Annotated in this window: 21 protein-coding genes; 4 read left to right on the forward strand and 17 right to left on the reverse strand. The window is 35.1% G+C overall.

The genetic code is table 11. The features are described 5' to 3' along the window. Positions 1-120: 120 nt before the first annotated feature. The 16 genes from WP_RS02010 to WP_RS02085 form a co-directional block, all read right to left on the reverse strand. Positions 121-1,281, reverse strand: coding sequence for a phage tail protein (locus tag WP_RS02010; protein ID WP_007302879.1), 1,161 nt, complete (start codon positions 1,279-1,281; stop codon positions 121-123). Beyond that, complete coding sequence (locus tag WP_RS02015; RefSeq protein ID WP_012481795.1) at positions 1,281-2,066, reverse strand: baseplate assembly protein; 786 nt, start codon at positions 2,064-2,066, stop codon at positions 1,281-1,283. Before WP_RS02015 ends, WP_RS02010 begins: the two co-directional genes overlap by 1 nt. Before the next feature lie 2 nt (positions 2,067-2,068). After that, positions 2,069-2,404 (reverse strand): GPW/gp25 family protein, encoded by a 336-nt coding sequence (locus tag WP_RS02020; RefSeq protein ID WP_012481796.1) that lies wholly within the window; start codon positions 2,402-2,404, stop codon positions 2,069-2,071. A gap of 2 nt (positions 2,405-2,406) precedes the next feature. Beyond that, positions 2,407-2,661: a PAAR domain-containing protein gene (locus WP_RS02025; protein WP_012481797.1), complete on the reverse strand. Its 255-nt coding sequence runs from the start codon at positions 2,659-2,661 to the stop codon at positions 2,407-2,409. Beyond that, positions 2,658-3,122 (reverse strand): phage baseplate assembly protein V, encoded by a 465-nt coding sequence (locus WP_RS02030; protein WP_012481798.1) that lies wholly within the window; start codon positions 3,120-3,122, stop codon positions 2,658-2,660. The genes WP_RS02025 and WP_RS02030 overlap by 4 nt, the downstream gene beginning before the upstream one ends. Beyond that, the gene (locus tag WP_RS02035; protein WP_012481799.1) at positions 3,109-3,582 is read right to left on the reverse strand and encodes a hypothetical protein; all 474 of its coding nucleotides are present in this window, start codon (positions 3,580-3,582) and stop codon (positions 3,109-3,111) included. The genes WP_RS02030 and WP_RS02035 overlap by 14 nt, the downstream gene beginning before the upstream one ends. Further along, complete coding sequence (locus WP_RS02040; RefSeq protein WP_012481823.1) at positions 3,579-4,070, reverse strand: phage tail protein; 492 nt, start codon at positions 4,068-4,070, stop codon at positions 3,579-3,581. Before WP_RS02040 ends, WP_RS02035 begins: the two co-directional genes overlap by 4 nt. A gap of 1 nt (position 4,071) precedes the next feature. After that, positions 4,072-4,374, reverse strand: coding sequence for a head-tail joining protein (locus WP_RS02045; RefSeq protein WP_012481824.1), 303 nt, complete (start codon positions 4,372-4,374; stop codon positions 4,072-4,074). 6 nt (positions 4,375-4,380) lie between these two features. Next, positions 4,381-4,776 (reverse strand): VOC family protein, encoded by a 396-nt coding sequence (locus WP_RS02050; protein WP_012481825.1) that lies wholly within the window; start codon positions 4,774-4,776, stop codon positions 4,381-4,383. 52 nt (positions 4,777-4,828) lie between these two features. After that, positions 4,829-5,830, reverse strand: coding sequence for a major capsid protein (locus tag WP_RS02055; RefSeq protein WP_012481826.1), 1,002 nt, complete (start codon positions 5,828-5,830; stop codon positions 4,829-4,831). Between the two features lie 25 nt (positions 5,831-5,855). Then, complete coding sequence (locus tag WP_RS02060) at positions 5,856-6,227, reverse strand: head decoration protein (RefSeq protein ID WP_007302870.1); 372 nt, start codon at positions 6,225-6,227, stop codon at positions 5,856-5,858. A gap of 74 nt (positions 6,228-6,301) precedes the next feature. After that, positions 6,302-7,363, reverse strand: coding sequence for a S49 family peptidase (locus WP_RS02065; RefSeq protein ID WP_012481827.1), 1,062 nt, complete (start codon positions 7,361-7,363; stop codon positions 6,302-6,304). Between the two features lie 14 nt (positions 7,364-7,377). Then, complete coding sequence (locus WP_RS02070) at positions 7,378-8,598, reverse strand: phage portal protein (RefSeq protein ID WP_012481828.1); 1,221 nt, start codon at positions 8,596-8,598, stop codon at positions 7,378-7,380. 168 nt (positions 8,599-8,766) lie between these two features. Beyond that, a complete protein-coding gene (locus WP_RS02075) occupies positions 8,767-10,650 on the reverse strand; it encodes a hypothetical protein (RefSeq protein ID WP_007302867.1) in 1,884 nt (627 codons plus the stop codon). A gap of 133 nt (positions 10,651-10,783) precedes the next feature. Then, positions 10,784-12,004, reverse strand: a complete 1,221-nt coding sequence (locus tag WP_RS02080) for a DNA modification methylase (protein ID WP_007302866.1) — start codon at positions 12,002-12,004, stop codon at positions 10,784-10,786. Positions 12,005-12,117: 113 nt separating this feature from the next. Beyond that, entirely contained in the window at positions 12,118-12,582 is a 465-nt protein-coding gene (locus WP_RS02085) for a crossover junction endodeoxyribonuclease RuvC (protein ID WP_012481830.1), read from the reverse strand. 468 nt (positions 12,583-13,050) lie between these two features. On the opposite strand from WP_RS02085, the gene WP_RS02090 reads away from it, so the two are divergent. Beyond that, positions 13,051-14,070, forward strand: a complete 1,020-nt coding sequence (locus tag WP_RS02090; RefSeq protein ID WP_007302864.1) for a virulence RhuM family protein — start codon at positions 13,051-13,053, stop codon at positions 14,068-14,070. Positions 14,071-15,742: 1,672 nt separating this feature from the next. On the opposite strand, the gene WP_RS02095 is transcribed toward WP_RS02090, so the two are convergent. Continuing rightward, on the reverse strand, positions 15,743-16,615 hold the full coding sequence (locus WP_RS02095; protein WP_007301954.1) for an IS982-like element ISWpi16 family transposase: 873 nt from the start codon (positions 16,613-16,615) through the stop codon (positions 15,743-15,745). Between the two features lie 514 nt (positions 16,616-17,129). On the opposite strand from WP_RS02095, the gene WP_RS02100 reads away from it, so the two are divergent. The 3 genes from WP_RS02100 to WP_RS02110 are packed head-to-tail and all read left to right on the forward strand — an operon-like array spanning position 17,130 to position 20,549. Then, on the forward strand, positions 17,130-19,187 hold the full coding sequence (locus tag WP_RS02100) for an AAA family ATPase (RefSeq protein ID WP_007302863.1): 2,058 nt from the start codon (positions 17,130-17,132) through the stop codon (positions 19,185-19,187). Between the two features lie 34 nt (positions 19,188-19,221). Beyond that, on the forward strand, positions 19,222-19,722 hold the full coding sequence (locus WP_RS02105) for a sigma-70 RNA polymerase sigma factor region 4 domain-containing protein (RefSeq protein WP_007302862.1): 501 nt from the start codon (positions 19,222-19,224) through the stop codon (positions 19,720-19,722). Positions 19,723-19,739: 17 nt separating this feature from the next. After that, complete coding sequence (locus WP_RS02110; RefSeq protein ID WP_007302861.1) at positions 19,740-20,549, forward strand: ATP-binding protein; 810 nt, start codon at positions 19,740-19,742, stop codon at positions 20,547-20,549. Positions 20,550-20,566: the final 17 nt, after the last annotated feature.

Genomic DNA, 20,566 nt, shown 5'->3' on the forward strand with positions numbered 1-20,566 from the left:
ATTTACCTGCCGCTATTCAAGTCATGTCCTTTTTAGCATGAGAAAGCAAGTCCTTTTCTTTTTATTTCATACATTTTAACCTATTATTAATATAATATATGAGGATCTAAATATAAGTATTTAACTTATTATAGATATTACTTGACTATTTTTCCAACTTCTGTGCAAATGTCGATGTTCGTGCCATTTCAGTACTCCCGGGTAAAACACTAAAATGTGCTTTTCTAATTCGTGTATTGAGTCTTTTTGCTCTGAATATAAGTCGTTTTTATAGTAAATGTTGTGTTCTGCTAAAACATATTTTCTGACCTTCTGATCTGTATAATTTTCTACTTTGTAACGATGGATAATACTGAATCTTTCTAAAATTGGCTTGTGTTTTAAATTCCAACGTTGCCCTGAAAGTTTATCGTTTCCCAATACAAATTTATTTCCTTTTTCTTCTACGCTACTTACTGGAAAGCACCCATTTATTTCTCCTAATTTCCAGCTATCTGACAGTACAATCTGTGCTTTGGCAAACTTTATTTCTGGTAATAAGCTCTGTGATAGAGGATATAGTGCTTTTAAGTTGTACCACTGATGACTTCTTTCATAAATGCCTTTGTAATCCTTTGTATGAGCCTCTGTTTCTCCAAGTACTGCTACATCTAGGCGATATATATCATTGCTTAAAGCTCGTTCATAATGATCGCGTAGATAGTTTTCTATAATCCTAATAACTGGACCACTAGACCTGAAAAAATTTACTCTTCCAAATGATAACACTGGTCCATCTTTTTCTATTTTTACCCCTGAATAATCAGAAAGAAGATCTCCAAATAAACTCTCATCCAATATAAATCTCTGCACATTATAATAATCGTTAAAAATCCTCATCAATCTGGATCTTACAGGCAGTGATAGTTTTGCAAGTTCTACTACTGCATCTACGAAGAAGTCATTTGGTACCTCTTTTATCCCTACTTGCAACTCAAAAAAATGTTTACCAGGTGGTTCTTCAATAATTTTAATATCTTCTATATTTGCCCATTTTAGTGCTATTTTTAGTGATGCTGGAGTTCCTCGCAGTCTTTGAAATTTTACTCCTTCTATTACGGCTTTTCTTCTATCTTTTACCCAACGCAGTATCTCTTCTAAACCATATTCTTCTATTATCCACGGCAATGTTTCTTCTTTAAGACTAAATTTAAATCTCCTGATGCAACTTGGATCAACTTTGTAATCGATTGCATCAACCAATGCTTGCTCTTGCTTTGTCGCGTTTGGGGGTAATAGCATTACTCAATCTTTAAATTTCGCAAATTTGCACACTCGTTACCTAGCACCACAACATCCTCTTTTGGCTCGATTAATTCTACGTTTTCTACACCATCTACAAATAGATTCGCTATTATCCACGATCTTGTTACACTCCACCCTAATCTTTTTGCTAATTCAAACTTCTCAATAAACTGCTTCTTGATTTCCTCCTTCGATATTACAGGACTTATGCTCATTCTGCTGTGAATATCTATTTCCGTAATATTGCAACCAACTACTGTTACTGTATCTGTTAAAACCCTTATATCATCTCTAGTAACCTGCTTTTTTACAATTTCTAGTAGCTCTTCTGACAATATGCCAGTTTGTGTTGATAAGATTGAAATTTGTACTTTTCCTGGTATAGGTGATTCTACTAGTGCATCTTTTACTCTACTATCTGCTGACAGTGCATGATATTTATAATATTCCTTACTTCCTCCTGTTGACCAACCTGCTATTTTTGCTTTTATTCTTTTTCTAAAATGTTCATCATCTTCTTCATTTTGCCTCTCTACTCCATAAAATTCAGCTAAAGAGTCAAGATCTTCTCCTGTTGCAAATTTAAGTAAATTACCCTTTACAGCTTCGTTTATCCTTTGTCTGAGTAAAAGTTCTCGCCATGCTGCTACTTCTAATACCTTCATTGCTGGATCACTTTCTACCAATCCTGTAAAACTTGCATCTCGCTTTACTAACTCTTCCTTCATTCTCGAAAAGATTTCTTCATAACTCAGCTTTTCTACAATATTTAGCTGCTTCATCTTTAAACTACAATTTCATCAAAATGAATGTTTTTCCCGCTTGGTAAGTATAATCCTTCTAGATCAAGCGTTACTTTTCCTTCTTTCACCTCTGTCATTTTTACTTTTTCTAGCTTAAATCTTTCCTCCCACCTTTGTAGAGCTTCTGCTACTGCTGAATAGATTTCCAAAGTTAGATCTCTATTTATTGACTTATCTACTAATTCAAATAATCGAGAACCATAATCTCTCCTCATTATTCTACTGTTAATAGGAGTGGTCAGTATATCAATTATCGACTGCTTTAAGTGCTCTATTCCTTCTAACGTTTTTCCTGTTTTAGCATCCATACCCTTCATTTCTATTTTGCAAAAACGCTTTCACTGCCTTTTATTACTTTAAACCCACATGAAACTATATCTCCTACTCTTCCTACACTAAGACCATTTGCAAACACTGTTTTTGATCCTTGAATCATTACTTTTCCTTCACTAAAACTTTCTCCTTGTCTACATATTGACTTACCGTTTACAAAAACATTATTACTTCCGCTAATGCAGAAATGTGGTATAGCTTCTCCACAATAGTCTCCTAACCTTACTATTCCTTTGTTCAATTTAAGTCGATCCTTTCTGCTTTCAGTTTTATTCCACTTTTTGTCATTTCTATGCTCGATTCCCCAGCTTTCAGTGTTATTTTGTCTACTACTTCAATCTCTAAATGATGTTTATCTTTATCGTATGACAACTTTGTTCCATCTTGAAATGTTAAGCTACTCACCTCTTTTTTATTTTCTGGTGCAGAGTACTTTTGTTGATATATTCCAGGAAGTACTACTCCTAAAGATAATTCTCCTAGCGGGGAAAGTATCACTACTTGCTCATCAATACCTGGCGGAGACCAATTTCTATCTTTTCCTGCTTTGCTTGTTATCCATGGCAACCAATCTGTTAAAAATTCGCCTATTTTAATTCTTACTTTTGCTTTTTCATAATCTACTTCTTTTACAAGCCCTATTCGTACAATGTTTGCTAATTTTCTTTGCAGCTCTGAAATAGCAAAATTACTCTCTAACATTTTCTCCTATTGTAATCGTATGTGGTTTAATCTTATTTTCTGTCCATATCGATTTACCTAAATGAAGCTGATGACTCCACTCAACCAACCACAACAAATACGCATCTAATTCGGGTCTAAATCCGTCAATTTCCGTAGAGATAAATTCTCCTGGTGAAACATTTTCCACATTCCAAGTATTTTTATTTACTACTCTTGCTACTTCTGCTGCTAATGTTCTGACAATAATAGGGGCATTTTCTATTGTGCTATCAGTCACAATGCGTGCTTCAAATCTTGCTTTCAGCGCTAATTCCTCTGTTCCAGGATCTTTTCCCGATTCTAAACTCACAAGCTCTACAAATAACGCTGGCGCTAATAATTCTTTTCTTATCGATGGATAAATTTCACAAGTTTGAATTGCTGGTATTTCTCTCTTCAGCGTGGTACAAATTTTATCATGTAAATCTTTCAAATTCATCCTTTATAGCTCAATTCACGTTCAAAAAATTTTGTAAACACTTTCTCAACCTCATAATTAACAAGATTTCCTATTATCCTTGAAGCCTCAGGTTCGAGTGGTAGTTTTACTTCCTTTATTGGAAATGCTGCTCTTCCTTCACGTTTAAACATACCGCTATTTCCTTTTGGCATAACTGCTGCAAATCCTCCTATAAACTCATGCTTTCCTACTTTCGATCCTCTTTTTGTTTTTTGTATTTTGCCAATTGCCGATGCTCTAATGTCATAGAGATTTGCTCTAATTAACACTTCTAATCTGCTAGTTTTCGCCTTAAAAATTCTTAATCTCTTTCTTATCAAACTTTTCTTTTCCTCACTGATTTCCTTAGCTGCTTGCGCTTTTAACCATAGTGCTGTTTTGTTTAATGCTCTCACTATTGCTAATTCTATTTTTTTTCTTTTAGCATTTACACTTTCTATTACCTCAACTTCTATATGCACAGACATTTTACACCCCAGATGCTTCGATTCTCCAGATCATTCCAGACTTATCCCTAAGTGGTGGCGTGTGTATTTTGTATTTGCAATCACCTATAACAAAAATATCTCCTACAATTGGCCTCAGTATATCAAAAATGCTTACCTCAAGAAAAAGCATCTCTCCCACAAATTGTCCTTCACCAATCTCGTATAATTTATCTGGCTCTTGCTTTAATACTTGTACCATATATGACTTATCCTTTGACTCATACAAAGCTTGCTGCCCCAGATGTTCGAAGCAATCTTTAAATAATTTTGATATGTTTTTCACCTTCTGCTACTTTTTCAATGGACTGGAGAAACACCACTGAATACCGTATTCATCCTTTACTACACCAAATCTGTAACCCCAATGCATATTCTCTAACGACCTTTCTACTTGCATTCCTTTACTTACTGCCTTATTAAACAACTCGTCAGCATTTTCAACATAGACACATAGCTTAGCAGCTTGTAAAACATTCCCGCCAGCGATAGAATTACTTTGTACATCATCGATATATACTAATGAATCACCTATCTGTATTGCTGCATGCATTACCATATTCTTATTGTTTTCATCAAAGTGAATTTCCAATACTTTTGCATTTAAGGCTTGTTTATATAATTCAATAGCAGACGTAGCGTCTTTTATAATTAATATTGGAATTATTTTTCCTAATAGTTCTGTCATATTTTACCTATAAATAAAAATATACTGCTAAGATTACAATACGTTCACAAATTTACACAGTAATTTTTACCAAAACGGCCGGGCGGTGGCACATTGGCAGAGGATTTGACTGCGTATGTAAATCTGTTCCTCTATCAAATCTTCTTGGCTCTTGTTTTGCATATAGTGGCTGTCCTAGTGTATTTACTGTTTCATTAAAATCTGCTGGTGCAAAATATGTTGTAAATGTGCTCGCTGTTCCTAGTGGAAAACAGTGCCCTGTATCTTTCTCAATAAATCTTCTCACCGTTCCTTCAGGGTCAGTTGCTTGCCCTCTATATTCCTCAAACGTTATTCCACAGAACGTAAACCCTGACCTCATATCATTCCGAAGCGCTGCTCCTTCTTGCCATCTCTCATATGCTTCTTTCACTTTAGTATGAGAAGTAAGTGCATCAAAAAACTCAGGGCTTATGAGTGCATGAATTCCCGTCATATATTCACCACTTAAGTTGTCTTCAATATGTCGCAATACTTCCAGACACTTACGCTTTACATCAGTTGTTGCTGTTCCAAGGGCAAAATTTACTACTTTTGGCGTGATTTCAAATTCGTTGTACAGATTTAATAATTCACTGCCATCTGCGTCCAGAATTATTCCTTTCAGCGCTCCCATTCGCAAATGCTCTAATGTTATTGCGTGCTTGTTTCTCATTAGCTGTAAATGGTCAGTTATTACGTCTGCAAGCGCTTTAAGTTCACTCTCTGATCCAAATGCCCTTATTCCTTGTACTTCCTCTGGCAGTACTACATCATCATGTGGAATATGTGGAATCGTAAACGTTCTTACCTTTCTTTTTCCTCTTTTTCCTACTGTTGCTGGCGCCCCTGGAACTTGCGTTGGTAGTAAACTTAAAACTCCGTTATGTTCTTCTATTGTAATATGTCTAAATCTTACTGACCTACTTGGAAACAAATTTAAATTTTCAACTCGTCCATAATTTATCGGCAATATATTCATCGCATTTGTTAGTGCCGTCATGCTAAATGCTGTATTTGTAAATGGATTTTGCATTCTTTTTCCCCCTTATTAATTTAAGTTACACTCCCTTGCGGACAATGATCCCTCGTCCTTCAAGTTGCTTTATTGCTGCAGCTTTTTGCTCTTCAGTGATACCTGCTGGCCACACAACTGCATGATCTGCTAGTATTGCACCACGAGCAATAATTACTCCTTTACTATTTTCCTTTGCGTTTACATCGCTTGCTATCACTCCTATCGCCGTTTGTGTACCATCTGTGGCAGTTGGATTTAAAGCTTTAATAAAACCATCTTTAGTATCATAACCAACTACTGTTCCCAGCTTTAGATTTTGTCCCTTGGCTACTGTTATCTGATCTCTTGAATATAAGTTGGACACTTCATATTTCAGAAGATCTCCTAAATTATTTCCTTCAGTTATACTTATCATGTCTTTTTCTCTCCTTTTTTTATTTTTTTACCGCCATATTTGTGGTTGTTATACACGGCGGTTATACACATACTTTAAATGTTTGATTGCGCACGACTTTTCGCTACCTGCATCATCAACTCTTCTCCTGAATTCTGTGGTATTGCACTCAGTATCTCTGTCTTTTTCGTTCGCTCTGCAAGTAATTCCATTAAAACCTCCCTTGCTTGCTCAACACTTACACTTTGCTCAATAAATTCTCCTATCTTTTCTGGCATCTTCGATAAATTACATAAACGTATTAATTCAAGAACTTCAGTACGATACTTGGTTAAATTATCAGTTTCTAGGTCATTTGTAGTTTGTTCATTCATAGTAATACTCCTATTTTTATTAATAGATGAAAGAATTGTCATTCCGTCTGCAAGACCTATTTCTACTGCTTTCTCCCCAAAATATAGCCCTGCTTCCGTTGATTTGATTGCTTCTATAGAAAGGTTTCGATTTCGTGCTATTAGCTGCACAAACATTTCATATAGTCGGTCTACTTCTTTTTGTAAGCTTTCCAGACTTTCAGACGTCATTGGCTCATGTGGATTTAAATCATTTTTTCTACTTCCTGCAAATACTGTGGTATATTTTATTCCACATTTTTCATCAAACCCACTTTGATCTATATGACTTGCTATTACTCCTATACTGCCAACACCAGAAGTTCTGCTCACAAATACCTTCTCAGCGCTAGAGGCTATAGCATATGCAGCAGAGTATGCATCATCATTTGCTATCGCTATTATCCTCTTTTTTGCTCTTGATTCATAAATAAAATCAGCCAGGTCAAATATACCGTTTACCTCTCCTCCTGGGCTGTCTATTTCCAGTATAATTGTCTCTATGCTACTATCTGCTAATGCTTGTGTAATTTGTTCTTCTATTTGCTCATATGATGTCATTCCCAGAAAGACGTCAAAAGCTCCTGGTTTTTTGGTCAAAATTCCATGTATTGCTATTACTGCTGTTTTTTCTATATTCTGATTTACTGTATGTTTTATATTTTTCAAGATAGGTTGTTTTCCCTTATATAGTGACAACAGGTCAAAGCTTTTTTGCTCTATCATCATCGGCCTACATAGCCAGTTGGTTTGTAAAATTTCCATAAAGTAAACGAGATTTATTTTGTTTGTGTCCTGACATCAGAATCAAAGAAAAGGTTGAGAGAATCAGCACGCTTTTGATCTTCTGCTATTTCTTGGTCAATTTCTTCTACATCGTAACCCATTTCTGATACTACTTCCGATCGACTCTTAAATCCATTTCTTACTGCCATCTGTTGTGCTTGTTGATCTTTCAGTGGATCCACCCAATCAAATCCCTGTGGTATCCATTTTACTTCTTCTTTCGCTGCTTTTGCCACTTTTTCATCTATACGGAGTTCTCCACAAAGTACTGCTAACTCTAGCCATCTACTCCATACTGGTCTACAAAATTGGAATACCATAATGTTATGTTGCAGCATAGCGCATCGACGACGAAACTCTATCAGTCCTGCTCTGATTGATGAATAATTAACACCGGTTAAATCTCCTGTTAGTTGTTCGTATGTTATCCCTGTGCCTATTGCTATTGCCCTCAGTTGCTGTCTCATAAATGCTTCATAGCTTCCTCCTACATCAGATGGCTCTGAAAACTTTATATCCTCACCTGGATCAAGTAGTTGCATAGTACCAGGTTCTAGGCCAGATAGTGCTACTCCTTGCTCACTTGCTTCACCTTCTCCCATGATATTTGCTTCTGGATCGAGTCTTGTAATAAATCCAGCAAACATTGCTGCTGTCTTTTTTCTCACTAATTCTGCATCATCATACTGGTCAAGTTCGTAAAGTTTTAAAAGCACGTTAGAAAGCCAAGGTTCCCCTCTAATTTGTCCAGGTCTCAGTGGTTTATAGATATGTAAAACATCGTTTGCTGGTACTCTTACTGACTCTCCAAAGGTATTTTCACCAGGGTGTTCTTTAAATAAGTAATAAGCTTCTCTTTGCCCAAGCTTGTTAAACTCAATCCTTGCTACATTAAATGCCTCACTTTTTACTTCTTCTACTGCTACAAGTTCTCCTATCTCAGCCTTAGCTTTTGCCTCAAGCAATTTGCCACGTTCCATTTCATTTTTTATTCTAGTTTTTAGCAACATCGTAGAAAGTTTTTCTCCGCTTTCTGAATAGTTTTTTCTTCTCAGTGGTTGACTTGGATCTCTTATTGTTTCTATAGCTCTGTTTGCTTGTTCTCGGTCAATGAGTCCATCCTCCAGCTCAACTATTCCTTTTTTTACTAAATAACAGACATATTGCTTTGATACTCCTATCTCTCTTGCCCATTCTGTTTGTGTGATTTTCACTTTTTTTTGCCTATTTTTTACGAGTTTTCTTCTTGAGTCTCTGAAAAGGTTTTGCCAGTATCAGCAATTCCCTACCTGTTTATACTTGCCAATATTTCAGAGATATTTTACTAACACAAAGCAAAATACTCCGGTGCTTTCTTTTTACATAGTGAAATTTGGCTATTTTCAACTAATACTATAAATTACATCTTTGTAGTTATGAGATTCAACCACTACTTGCTCTAGCGTTAAACTGCTGCATTTAGCATCTTTACTATGGTTTTCTTCAAGCACTTTTGTCCTTGCTTCCTTTGTTTCCTCAATGAACTTTCCATTAACTTTTTCTGGTTCAATTCTTTCCTCACAATATACAAGATTTGTGCAATTTGTTTTTCTGTAGTAATGTACTCCAAGGAATATCACTGATAGTGCAAGTATACTCGAGCCTACAAGTACTGATAGCCCTACGTTATTAATCAAAGCGTTCTGGTAAAACTTCTGTACACTATGAATACCACCTTCTACATACAGTAATAAAGGCAATACTATATTTGCAGCAACCAAACTGCTTAATAATGCTGTAAATAATGGCCTATCTTTGATTACTGATTCTACTTTATTTCTTCTACTAATGACTTTGTCGTCAATATTAATGAAGTTGTTCTTACCCTTCCAAGCGTTAAGTGTAAAATGTGAATGAGTACCATTGCTGTATTCAAGTTTGAATGATTTTATTACTTTATCTTTTGGTTGATACTTTAGCACCTGATTCAAAGTTTCATTCGCATTCTTTCCTCCTATTTGACACTCTTCAGTATCTCTAAATTGCTTTATTCCACAAAATATTGTGCTAATTGCAAGCAATGAAGTAATTGCTATCATTGGCATAGTAATATAGAGAGGGCTGTTTGCAAAAAATGCAATAAATTGTCCTTTATCCTGTAGATATACCAAAGCTGCAGAAGCGCTAAGTGCAACAGCAGCTATACCGAAAATTACAAATTCCTTCTGCTGCACTGCATATTTTACTCTTGGCAAAATTCTATTTGTTTTCTTTTCTTTTTTAATTAACGGGGTTTCTTCATTATCACTTTTTTCTGATGAGCTAGTTGAAAGTGTAACTGGACTATCATGATTTAATGACATATTCTCCCATCCTTGATTGCCACAAAACTCACTCATTTCTGTTACTTGAGAATTTGATCTTGTCATCTCTGCACTTCTATTGTCTATTCCACTATCACTTCCTTCCAAACTCTTTTTTAAAAATTTTGTATTCAGATCTATAGGTTCATCAATTGATCCTTTCTTAATTGATGTTTCTTCAGAATTTGACTTTTCCATCTCCGGACTTTGATCGTTTATTTCACCATCTAAACCTCTTTTCGAGAATTTTTTATTTTTGTCTATAGTTGCATACATAGGTTCTCCTATAGCTTCTTGCTCATCACATTTTTCTCCATTTAATTGGAAAGAAGAATGTGGTAGCTTTGGTGGTGCAATATCCTGAATAATACTCAACCGATGATTTTCTGCTGTTCTAGGTGAAGGTGGAGCTACATTTCTAATATTGTCCTTCTCCAACATTCCATTCCTAGGTAACGGCTTTGGTTTATCTCCTAATTCTTTATCCTCTTCCTCTTTTTGCATTTCTTTTGTATTGTCTATTTTGGGGTTGGAAGATGTGTTGGATGCTGCCTCAAGCTGATCAAGAGAATACGGACGGTTATATTCTATTCCATTTGCCTCACAAACTGCATTAAATTCGTCCTCTATGTCTTTACCATCATCAAATACTAAAGAAGAACAACTCACTGAAAAATCAGCACCTGCTTCGTCTATTTTTGCTGTAATACTGCTATCACTACTATTGCTAATCACATTTAAAGAAGCTAGTTTGCATTCAGTGTTCAGGTCAGGTTCTTGCTTCGTACCTTTTTCAAACAATTCAATTCTCTCCTTAACAGAGAGTGTAGAATTTGAAACATTATTTTCTACTTCTTCAGAAAACGATGCTTCATTATTTGTTTGCGACGTTACTACTCCAGCTAACGTCTTTTCTTGATTCATTAAGTACACCACATTTAATCCAAAGTTATTTGTTACGCTAAACTCATTAAAATACGGTATATACCAGTAAATTAATATTACAACTACCAAGGCTTACTAAATTTCTGTTTGCGTTATCTTTTCCACTTTTTTCTTACTGTTTTTCTTCTTGAATCTCTGAAAAAGTTTTACCAGCACCAGAAAGAATTGCCTCCCTGCCTGTATACACTTGCCAACGTTTTATCGTTACATCTACAAATTTTGAATCTAGCTCTATTGTTCTACAAATTCTTCCTGTTCTCTCACATGCAATCAGTGTGCTGCCAGAGCCGCTAAATGGATCAAGTACTATGTCTCCTGGTCTGCTGCTGTTTACTATTGCTCTCTCCATTAGCTCTACTGGCTTCATCGTTGGGTGTAGTGTATTGTGTGTTGGCTTATCATAAAACCACAGATCACTTTGATTTCTTCCTCCATGCCACTCACGTTTATTGCCGCTTTTCCATCCATAAAGCATTGCTTCGTATTGTCTTTGATAATCTGATCTTCCTAGCGTAAAGTGATTCTTCGCCCAAATGATAAAAGTTGACCATTTTCCTCCCGCTTCCTCAAATGCTTTTTGCAACGTTGAAAACTCTGATGATGATATGCAGATGTAAATTGCTCCTTTCGTATATGCTAAAATATGGGAACAGATGTCGTAGAGAAAAAGCTCATACTTTTCACCTTGATTATCGTTTAGTATCTTTTTATCCTCTCTTTCTTGACTGCTACCATAATCAACGTTATATGGAGGATCACAAACAGTAATGTCTGCCATTTTATCATCTAACAGCGCTTTATATGATTCAACTACAGAGCTATCACCACAATAGATTCGATGATCACCTAAAATCCATAGATCACCTGGTTTTGTTATTTCTACCTTTTTGTCATCAACAACTAAGTCAGAAAGATCTTCTTTTTCACTATCTAAATCATCAAGGAAATGTTGAACTTTTTCTAATTCAAATCCAGTCATTTTAAGATCAAACTGTAAATCTTCTAACTCTTGAATTTCTACTTTCAAAAGCTCATCATCCCACTTTGCCCAATTAGCTGATTGATTTGCCAGCAATCGAAAAGCTTTGGTTTGTGGTTCATTTAGATTATCACTGAGGACCACTGGAATACTCTCCATACCAAGTTTTCTTGCTGCTTTAAGTCTTAAATGGCCATCAACCACAGTCCCATCGCTTTTTGCAACTATTGGTATACGAAAACCAAACTCCCGAATAGAAGCACACATTCTATTTACTACGTCATCATTTTTACGTGGGTTACGCTCATATTCGACTAGATCTCGAGTAGGATAGTAGTGGATTGCTAAATTCATATATGTTTAAATTCTTAATAATTAAAAAGTTAATATTCAAAATATGTCTAACACTAGAAAAGGCCTGAGGTCAGCACCACCAAACCCGCCATTATAGCCGAAAGGACCCACTTTTATGGTATTTTTAATGTGTTAAAATCTTTACTAAAATTCATAACGTAGAATATTAGTGCCAAAGCATCAGATTCATTATCATCTCTAGGTAAAAACCCTTTTTCCTTTACAGCTTCAATAACTTCACTCTTACTTGCGTTACCATTACCAGCTATAAAGCGTTTGATAGTTTTAACATTAACACCTTTGTACGGCACATGATGTTCTTCACACCAAGCAGATAGAACGGCAAGAAAACCACCGTAGCAATGCGCTGCATCAGTTCCTAGATGTCTTCTTACTTCCTCAAGATACACTACAGAAATCTCTTTCAAAGAATTAAGCCAATTACGAAAATTTAAGAAGCACATGCCACCTCCACTAAAACGACTAGTATGAAAACTCTCACTGCCACTTTCAATTACTCCATCTGTAAGAATTGCCCAGCCCGTTTGCTTGCCGAGATCAAGTGTTAGGATTGACATTTTCTTTATGTTTGAAGCGCGTAGAGGTAAACTAACCTCGTTGAAACAATGCCCTTCTATTATATATATACCGGATTTCTTACTACTTTTTCCGGGATTTTTTCAAAAAAAGTTAAAATAATTTTAAGACAGCTAAGGAATTAAAGAGCTTTGAAAATCAGCTATATCTTTTACAGCAGCTTCTTCGCTATTTGAGTTGTTTCCATTTTGGAAATAACTGTTTATTTGGGTTTAGAAGAGATTACATGAGATTTTGGCAAAACATATCGTCTCCCCTATCTAAATCAGAGATAACGCTATAATAGCCCTTTAAAATATTTTAAAGAATTAAGTTGCAGTAGAGGCAGTTAATTGGTTATAATGAAAAGCAGCTCTTTCCTACAAGTGCTATATAGAACTTTACCTTTATTAAAAGTGGCTCACATATGTTTCTTCAGCAACAGTTTACTTATAAAGTGGAGGTAGGTAATGGATGAAAGTAAGATCATATTTTATACTACTCCAGGTGGAAATATAGAAATTGAAGTTTTATGCAGAAATGAAAATCTTTGGCTTACACAGAAAAAGATGGCTGAATTGTTTGATGTTCAGTTGCCGGCTATTAGTAAGCATATTAAAAACATATTTGAGTCTGGTGAATTACAGGAAAAAGAAGTTATTTCCACTTTTGATGTCACTGCTGCAGATGGTAAAAATTACCCGACGCAATTTTACAATGTAGATACAATCATAGCTGTTGGTTATCGAGTTAATTCTAAAAAGGCTACATCTTTCAGAGTATGGGCTACAAAAATTTTGAGAGATTTTATCATCAAAGGATTTGCATTAGATAGCGAACGGCTAAAAAACGGCCCAAAGTTTGGCAAAGACTACTTCAATGAATTACTTGAAAAAATCAGGGAAATACGAGCATCCGAACGTAGGTTTTACCAGAAGATTACCGACATTTATGCTGAATGCTCTGCAGACTATGATCCAAATTCAGAAATAACAAAACAGTTTTACGCAAAAGTACAAAATAAATTATATTGGGCAATTTATGGCTTAACTGCAGCAGAGTTGATATGTTCACGAGCTGACCACAAAAAGCTGCATATGGGGCTAACTACATGGAAAGATGGTCCAGGTAACAAAATTCATAAGAGTGATGTCAGTACTGCGAAAAACTATTTGACTAAGGAAGAGTTGAGTGAACTAAATCATATTGTTTCGATGTATCTAGATTATGCAGAACTTCAAGCAAGAAAGCATCGGCTAATGAAAATGCAGAATTGGGTTGAAAAGTTGGATGCATTTCTATTGTTCAATGATTATGAAGTACTTAAAGATGCTGGTAAAGTTAGTGCTGAAGTTGCAAAAGCTCTAGCTGAAGGAGAATACGAAAAGTACAGAGTTATACAAGATAAATTACATGAATCTGACTTTGATGAATTGATTAAAGCAAGTAAAGAAAGTGAGAAAATAACTACAACAAAAACCAGCTTGTAGTTGAGCTATCTGTGTTTGACATCTTGCTTTTGTTTTAATTTCAAGGGGTGAACCACCCTAGTGAAAACATAAATCTTTATAACCAGCTCTTGTTATATATATTTACCTAAATTACAAAAGCTGTTCACTTTTTTGAAAAAATATTTTACAACAAATAAAAAACATGATAAAATAAAGTGAGGCTTTTTGTAGTAAGTAAAAGTTTAAGGTAAAGGATAATTTAGAAATGCCTCATAATCGAGTTTTAAGCTACCTTACATAAGTAACTTAGGTCTTAGTAGTATAATTGTACCCTGGAGTCGTAGAATCTTTTTAAAACGATATTATTAGCCATCTTGTTTTTTGTAAGCATTTGTCTTTCATCTTTTTTTAGGTTATCCAAAATGCAATAGCAGGTTTTTCATATTTTTGTCTCTGTGTTGTATTTTTATTTAGGGCGATCTGATTCATTAAGTCTTTTGAAAATAGAAAAGTAATACACTAAGTGGCTAAAAGCATAGAAATTCAGTGAGTTAAGTATAGTATGTTTTTGTTCCTAATTTTTCAATTTTACTGGAAATCACAAAACTAAGAACAGCTTCTTATTCCTTAAAACCTTACTTTGAAGAATAGGCCACACATTTATCTTCCTTTGAGTGATGCCTTTGACTATCTTACAATAACTAGGTTTATGTCTACTAATATCATGAAATGCAGCTGGTCCACCTGTATGCGTAAGTAGTTAGAGTAGGTTATAGGTGACTTTAAAAAACCGGTTAGTTGCCACTTGAGTTTATTTTTTAAATGACTTTTATATTTCGGTTAAAAATTTAAATGGACGGTATATTAGCCTTTTTGAAAACCATTTCAGTTGAGCACCGCGGAACTTCTCTTAAGGTTTATATTATAATAAACTTATTACAGTTCATGTTTTTTTTGCTTAACTTGTTATTTAAAAATTAAAAAAGTAATAAATTAAACACTTAAGCGCGTTAATAATATTTAGGTAGGTATTATGAAAGGTACATATCCTATATGTTCTATTATTATATATTATTATTTATTATATATATAATATATAAGGTTTTACCTGAAACTGGGCTACACTCAAAAACCCGCTATAATCCTAGCTTTTAAAGCAATTAAGAAGTTTTTTTGAATTTCAAACTTAAATTACTCTTAACCCTTTAATATAGGCGGGTTTTTTCCTTTTAGGAGATTTCATTTTCCAATCTAAAATGGCTTAAACTGCCAAAAATCTATGTAATCTCGAATCTAAAGTACTTAATTCACAAATAATTATTATGAATACCTTTACCAATATAGCGTTTTGTGGCTACTTCTTATAGACTCTCCCCTGAGTATATTGTAAACACGTTAAGCTCTATTAAAGTTTAATAGCAAAATCGTAATGAAAAAAATTTTAGAGCAAATCATATTTCAAACCACATTTACAGTATATATCTGTTATGGAGGAGAAGAAAGGATGGCTTATTTGGTTATTCTCATAAGCAAAGTATAGTATATTTTGCAACATAATGCAGACGCAACTTATAGGCGGCCTTTTTGTTTAAAGTTAAAATGAAATTAAATTTTGTAATTTTTTTGAGGAGTGTAAGTTGAGAGCAGAGTTAAATTTTCAATACCACCATTTACCTCTACAGAAGAGAACTTTTTTAACCTCAGTTATGGATTAGCCGATAAAGAAAGGCATAGAAATAGAAGGCTTTTTGGACTGCATGGAGTAGGAAATCAGAACAGAAAAAACATGAATTAGGAAATTTGTTGGCGATCTATGTCTTGTATGCTCAATCTCAAATTTGTTTTTCAAGGAATCAAAAACAGTCTCAATAATCGACCTTTTCCTTAATAAAATCTTCTCTTTAAGTGAAATTAGTGCGTTTTTCATACCTTTTTTTACTTTAGTGACTAACTTTAGGCCTCTATCGAAGAGTTTCTCAAAAAGCTCTTTCTTTATATAGCCCTTATCTCCAAACAAAAGTCCGGTCAGTCTTTTAGTGAGAGTTGGTAAAGGTTTTCTGTCATCAACGTTACCTTTGGTTAGGGTAAGTGCTTGAATTTCACCAATTTCGTTAATCACTAAGTGCAACTTGAAGCCAAAAAACCAACCATACGTACTCTTACTAATTTCTGCTAGATGATTAAAAACTTTATTCCTAGAGATCCTTTTTTTGTGGCAAACGGCAATCGTAGAGGTGTCGATGTAGGAAGTGCCGGTCATTTTCGCTTGTTCACAGAACCATTGCAAAAGTAATGCTAAATACCACAAAACTCGCGGCTTTAAGGCAATAAATCTGTGATATGAAGGCAGCTTTGAAAACTCTGATCTATAGAATAACTGAAGATAACAAAGATAAAAAGCCTTGAAGTTTTTACATGGTGATTTATGGTATAACAGGATTATGGTTAGAATTTCTGAGTGCGCTATTTCTGGTACTCTGGTTGGTTTTTTGCCGTTTGATAAGAACCTATTTGCAAAATTATCATCTACCGCACGACAAAAATCCTCGACGCAACAGTACAGTTCTGTAATATCTTTCTTCATGGGTAACCTCTTATTATTACTAAAATACTCGAGTTTACCCTGTTTCCCTCTTCTTAGTTATACTTTTATCTATTTTCTAATCCATAACTGAGGTTTTTAGTGTTGCCTATATATTTTTGTAGTTTTTCGGACGAATTTGAAATTGAACGTGTATATATACTACAGGGGCATATGAAAGATAAGAGAACGGAGTTGTGCAAAATTTTCTAAAAAGTGAACAGTTTTTGTAATTTTGTTGAACTTACTATAGTAAGACCTAGCAGACCTGGTCTTCTGAATTGTAAATATTTGGGGTAAATATGGACAGTGTCAACTTATGCTTGAAAAAAATTTCTCCACTCTTCCGGAAAAACCTATGAGAAATCCGGTATTACTATAGTAAAAGGTACAGAGACATCTCTCTACCCATTTATGACTGTATTTTAAATTACCAGCCTTTAAGAACATCATCATGAGCTATGTAGCAGAGACATTTTGTCAATAAACATAGCTTATTTTAACAGGAGAAAACAATATGCATGACAAGCAAGCTTTATTTGAAAGAGCAGCAGAAGTAAAAGCAGAACTACTCTCAAGAATAGAATCATCTTTATCCTACTTATTACCAAATGGTACTTTCCACGGTGGTAAGTTCTATGTTGGTAATATTAGAGGAGATAAAGGGAAAAGTTTAGTAGTAGAAACAAGAGGAGAAAGAGCCGGATTATGGCACGATTTTGCTACTGGTGAAGGCGGAGATATACTTAATCTCTGGTGGGATGTTACTAGTCAGACTAAGTTTCTTGATACCATAGAAGATATAGAAAAATGGCTTGGTCACTCAACAAACCATAAAGAAGAATTTTCAGAACATTTAATAGCATGTTGGGACTATCATGATGAAAATAATCAAGTAATAGCTAAAATTTACCGTTATGATAGCACTTCAGGGAAAAAACGATATAGCTGTTTTGATGTAAAAAACTCAAGTAGTACTGCTCCAGATCCAAGGCCTTTGTACAATGTTCCAGGTATAATTAAATCCGATAAAATTGTTTTCGTTGAAGGTGAAAAATGTGCTGAAAGTTTAATCAGTAAGGGCATAACAGCCACAACAATGATGTTTGGAGCAAATTCACCTGTAAATAAAACAGATTGGGCTCCACTCAAAGGTAAACACATAACCATATGGCCAGACAACGATAGTTCAGGTCAGAAATATGCTGAAAATGTTGCAAAGAAGCTTTTAGATATAGGCGTTGCATCGCTTTCTATTCTTAAAATTCCACAAGATAAACCAAAAGCTTGGGATGCTGCTGATTGTATTAAAGAAGGAGTAGACGTAAAAAGATTTTTAACCTCAACTGTTTCTCTCCCATATACAAAAAACGTTACTTCATTTCCTGTATTGCAGTACCTAAATGACAAATCACCAATGCCAGAAGACATAATTGCTCCTAGAGTTTTAACTCCCAGTGGTCTTTTAGTTTTTGCTGGTGCGCCTAAAGTGGGAAAAAGTGACTTTCTTATTTCTTGGCTTTTTCATATGGCATCTGGAACTCCATTTTTTGATATGGTGCCAAAAAGGCCCTTAAGAATCTTCTACCTTCAGACTGAAATCGGTTACCACTATATGCGTGAACGGCTGCAACAGATGAAATTTAGTGAAGAGCTTATTAAACTTGCTGCAAACAATTTAGTTATTACACCACAGACTAAGCTGCTTTTAAATGAAAATAGCATTAAAGATATCGTAACTGAAGCAGAAAGAAACTTTGACCTAAACACCATCGATATCATAGCGGTAGATCCATTGCGTAACGTTTTTGATGCTGATGAATACGGTAACGAAAATGATAATAATGCCATGATTTTCTTTCTCCAGGAGAGAGTTGAAAAACTGCGTTCTCTAATCAATCCAGATGCTGGAGTTATTCTTGTGCACCATACAAAGAAAATGCAAAAGAAACTATTAGAAGAAGATCCATTTCAAAGTTTTAGTGGCGCTAGCAGCTTACGAGGATTCTATACCACTGGAATGATCATGTTTAGGCCTGATGAGAAGAACAGCTATCGTCAACTGATGTTTGAGTTACGTAATGGAAATTCTGTTATGCCAAAATTTGTTGATAAAATTAATGGTCATTGGTACGAAGTTGACGCTGAGTCACAAAGGTTAATAAATAAAGACTATGGTGAAAAACTAGATGCCGAACGTTCTCGCAGATATGACATCATCTTGGACTTAATATGTGCAGAAGGACGTAAGGGTCATGCTTATACAATTAATCAGTTTTGTCAGGCATTTGAAAATAAAGAAGGTCTCGGCAGTACACATTCTATTCGTGATCGTCTCGATGTTCTTGCTACCAAAGGCTACGTTAAATTCAACAAAGAAGGCAAAAACGCTGCAAGAAACAAATACGGAGTACTTTGCGTTGAAGGTATGGAATTTGGGCAAAAAATATTTGATCCAGAGAAGAACAAAAAGGTTACAGTCTATCACAGATTACTACCCACACACTACAAGTCACCACACTATGGCAGCGTAATTCCTGTAGAAAATCCAAATACTTGGGTTTATCACAATTAACACTTTAATCATTTCTTAATTAGAGGGAGAAAATATGCATTCTAAAAATTCCTATACTGGTATTAACCCAAAAGTTGTTAAACACATACGACACTATGCTAAACTTCTGAAGAGAGGAAAAGCTTTTGCTTATAAAGAGATTGAAGATATTGAGCAAGATCTTTTACTTGACTGTTTGCCTGGCCTTAATGAACTTGAAGGGCATTTTATAAAACAGTACGTTAAATGCCGTGCCCTCAATTTAAAAGAAAAAGAACTATGTAAAAAACGTACCATTAATTTTGTTGATGAAGCTTTATACGAAGAGAGCGATGAAAGTCTTGAATATACCTCCGCAGTACGCATTGACGTAAATGAAGCAATTGCAAAGTTACCTCGAGAGTTAAGAAAAATATGTAAACTATTGGCAGAAGATCACAGCATTTGTGAAATTTCCAGAAGGACTGGTATACCAAAATCAACTCTCTACGACACAATCAACAAGTTACGCAAAGAGTTTTCCCACCTTAAAACATACCTAAAACGAGATTTCTAACTATAAGGAGGGAAAATATGAAAATAATAAACAGCAAAGAAAGAGCAAAAATGGTCACAGGTGTGAAAATGGTAATCTTCGGACCTTATGGAATCGGCAAGACTAGCCTACTTAAAACTCTTGATGAATCAACAACGCTTTGCCTTGATTTTGAAGCAGGACTTCTTGCTGTACAAGACTGGAAAGGAGATTCAACTGAGATTCGCACTTGGAATGAGGCCAGAGACATTGCTTGTCTTATTGGTGGTCCTAATCCTGCATTAAGGTCTGATCAAGCGTATAGTCAAAAACACTATGAGCATGTCTGTAGCAAGCACAAAGATCTTCTTTCTGAAGTTTCTAAATACCGCTCTATCTTTATTGATAGCATAACTGTAGCATCACGTTTATGCTTTTCATGGGCAAGAATGCAACCGGAAGCTTTTTCAGATAGATCAGGAAGAGAAGATAAAAGAGCTGCTTATGGGTTACTTGCTCAAGAAATGATGGCCTGGCTCAATCAGTTTCAACATATCAGAGACAAAGACATCATCATAGTTGGCACATTAGGTCAATATCTTGATGACTGCAATCGTTCAACATGGCTGCCTCAATGTGAAGGAGCTAAAACTGCTAGTGAAATTCCTGGGATAGTTGATGAAGTAATCAGTATGGTTGGAATCAAGAAAGATGATGGAACGGAGAAACGTTCATTTGTCTGTCAGACTATTAATACTTGGGGATATCCAGCTAAAGATCGCAGTGGCTGCCTGAATATGGTTGAAGAACCGCATCTGGGAAAATTACTTACGAAAATTAAAGCTAAGGCTTTTGCTACTGCTGCTTAAATTTCTACTCAAAGTTA

Origin of the sequence: Wolbachia endosymbiont of Culex quinquefasciatus Pel, from assembly GCF_000073005.1 — a bacterium.
GTDB lineage: Bacteria > Pseudomonadota > Alphaproteobacteria > Rickettsiales > Anaplasmataceae > Wolbachia.

Excerpts from the sequence above, each read along its gene's own strand:
- WP_RS02010 (WP_007302879.1), bottom strand. The coding sequence starts at position 1,281 with ATGCTATTACCCCCAAACGCGACAAAGCAAGAGCAAGCATTGGTTGAT.
- WP_RS02015 (WP_012481795.1), bottom strand. The coding sequence starts at position 2,066 with ATGAAGCAGCTAAATATTGTAGAAAAGCTGAGTTATGAAGAAATCTTT.
- WP_RS02020 (WP_012481796.1), bottom strand. The coding sequence starts at position 2,404 with ATGAAGGGTATGGATGCTAAAACAGGAAAAACGTTAGAAGGAATAGAG.
- WP_RS02030 (WP_012481798.1), bottom strand. The coding sequence starts at position 3,122 with ATGTTAGAGAGTAATTTTGCTATTTCAGAGCTGCAAAGAAAATTAGCA.
- WP_RS02035 (WP_012481799.1), bottom strand. The coding sequence starts at position 3,582 with ATGAATTTGAAAGATTTACATGATAAAATTTGTACCACGCTGAAGAGA.
- WP_RS02040 (WP_012481823.1), bottom strand. The coding sequence starts at position 4,070 with ATGTCTGTGCATATAGAAGTTGAGGTAATAGAAAGTGTAAATGCTAAA.
- WP_RS02050 (WP_012481825.1), bottom strand. The coding sequence starts at position 4,776 with ATGACAGAACTATTAGGAAAAATAATTCCAATATTAATTATAAAAGAC.
- WP_RS02055 (WP_012481826.1), bottom strand. The coding sequence starts at position 5,830 with ATGCAAAATCCATTTACAAATACAGCATTTAGCATGACGGCACTAACA.
- WP_RS02060 (WP_007302870.1), bottom strand. The coding sequence starts at position 6,227 with ATGATAAGTATAACTGAAGGAAATAATTTAGGAGATCTTCTGAAATAT.
- WP_RS02065 (WP_012481827.1), bottom strand. The coding sequence starts at position 7,363 with ATGGAAATTTTACAAACCAACTGGCTATGTAGGCCGATGATGATAGAG.
- WP_RS02075 (WP_007302867.1), bottom strand. The coding sequence starts at position 10,650 with ATGAATCAAGAAAAGACGTTAGCTGGAGTAGTAACGTCGCAAACAAAT.
- WP_RS02080 (WP_007302866.1), bottom strand. The coding sequence starts at position 12,004 with ATGAATTTAGCAATCCACTACTATCCTACTCGAGATCTAGTCGAATAT.
- WP_RS02085 (WP_012481830.1), bottom strand. The coding sequence starts at position 12,582 with ATGTCAATCCTAACACTTGATCTCGGCAAGCAAACGGGCTGGGCAATT.
- WP_RS02090 (WP_007302864.1), top strand. The coding sequence starts at position 13,051 with ATGGATGAAAGTAAGATCATATTTTATACTACTCCAGGTGGAAATATA.
- WP_RS02095 (WP_007301954.1), bottom strand. The coding sequence starts at position 16,615 with ATGAAGAAAGATATTACAGAACTGTACTGTTGCGTCGAGGATTTTTGT.
- WP_RS02100 (WP_007302863.1), top strand. The coding sequence starts at position 17,130 with ATGCATGACAAGCAAGCTTTATTTGAAAGAGCAGCAGAAGTAAAAGCA.
- WP_RS02105 (WP_007302862.1), top strand. The coding sequence starts at position 19,222 with ATGCATTCTAAAAATTCCTATACTGGTATTAACCCAAAAGTTGTTAAA.
- WP_RS02110 (WP_007302861.1), top strand. The coding sequence starts at position 19,740 with ATGAAAATAATAAACAGCAAAGAAAGAGCAAAAATGGTCACAGGTGTG.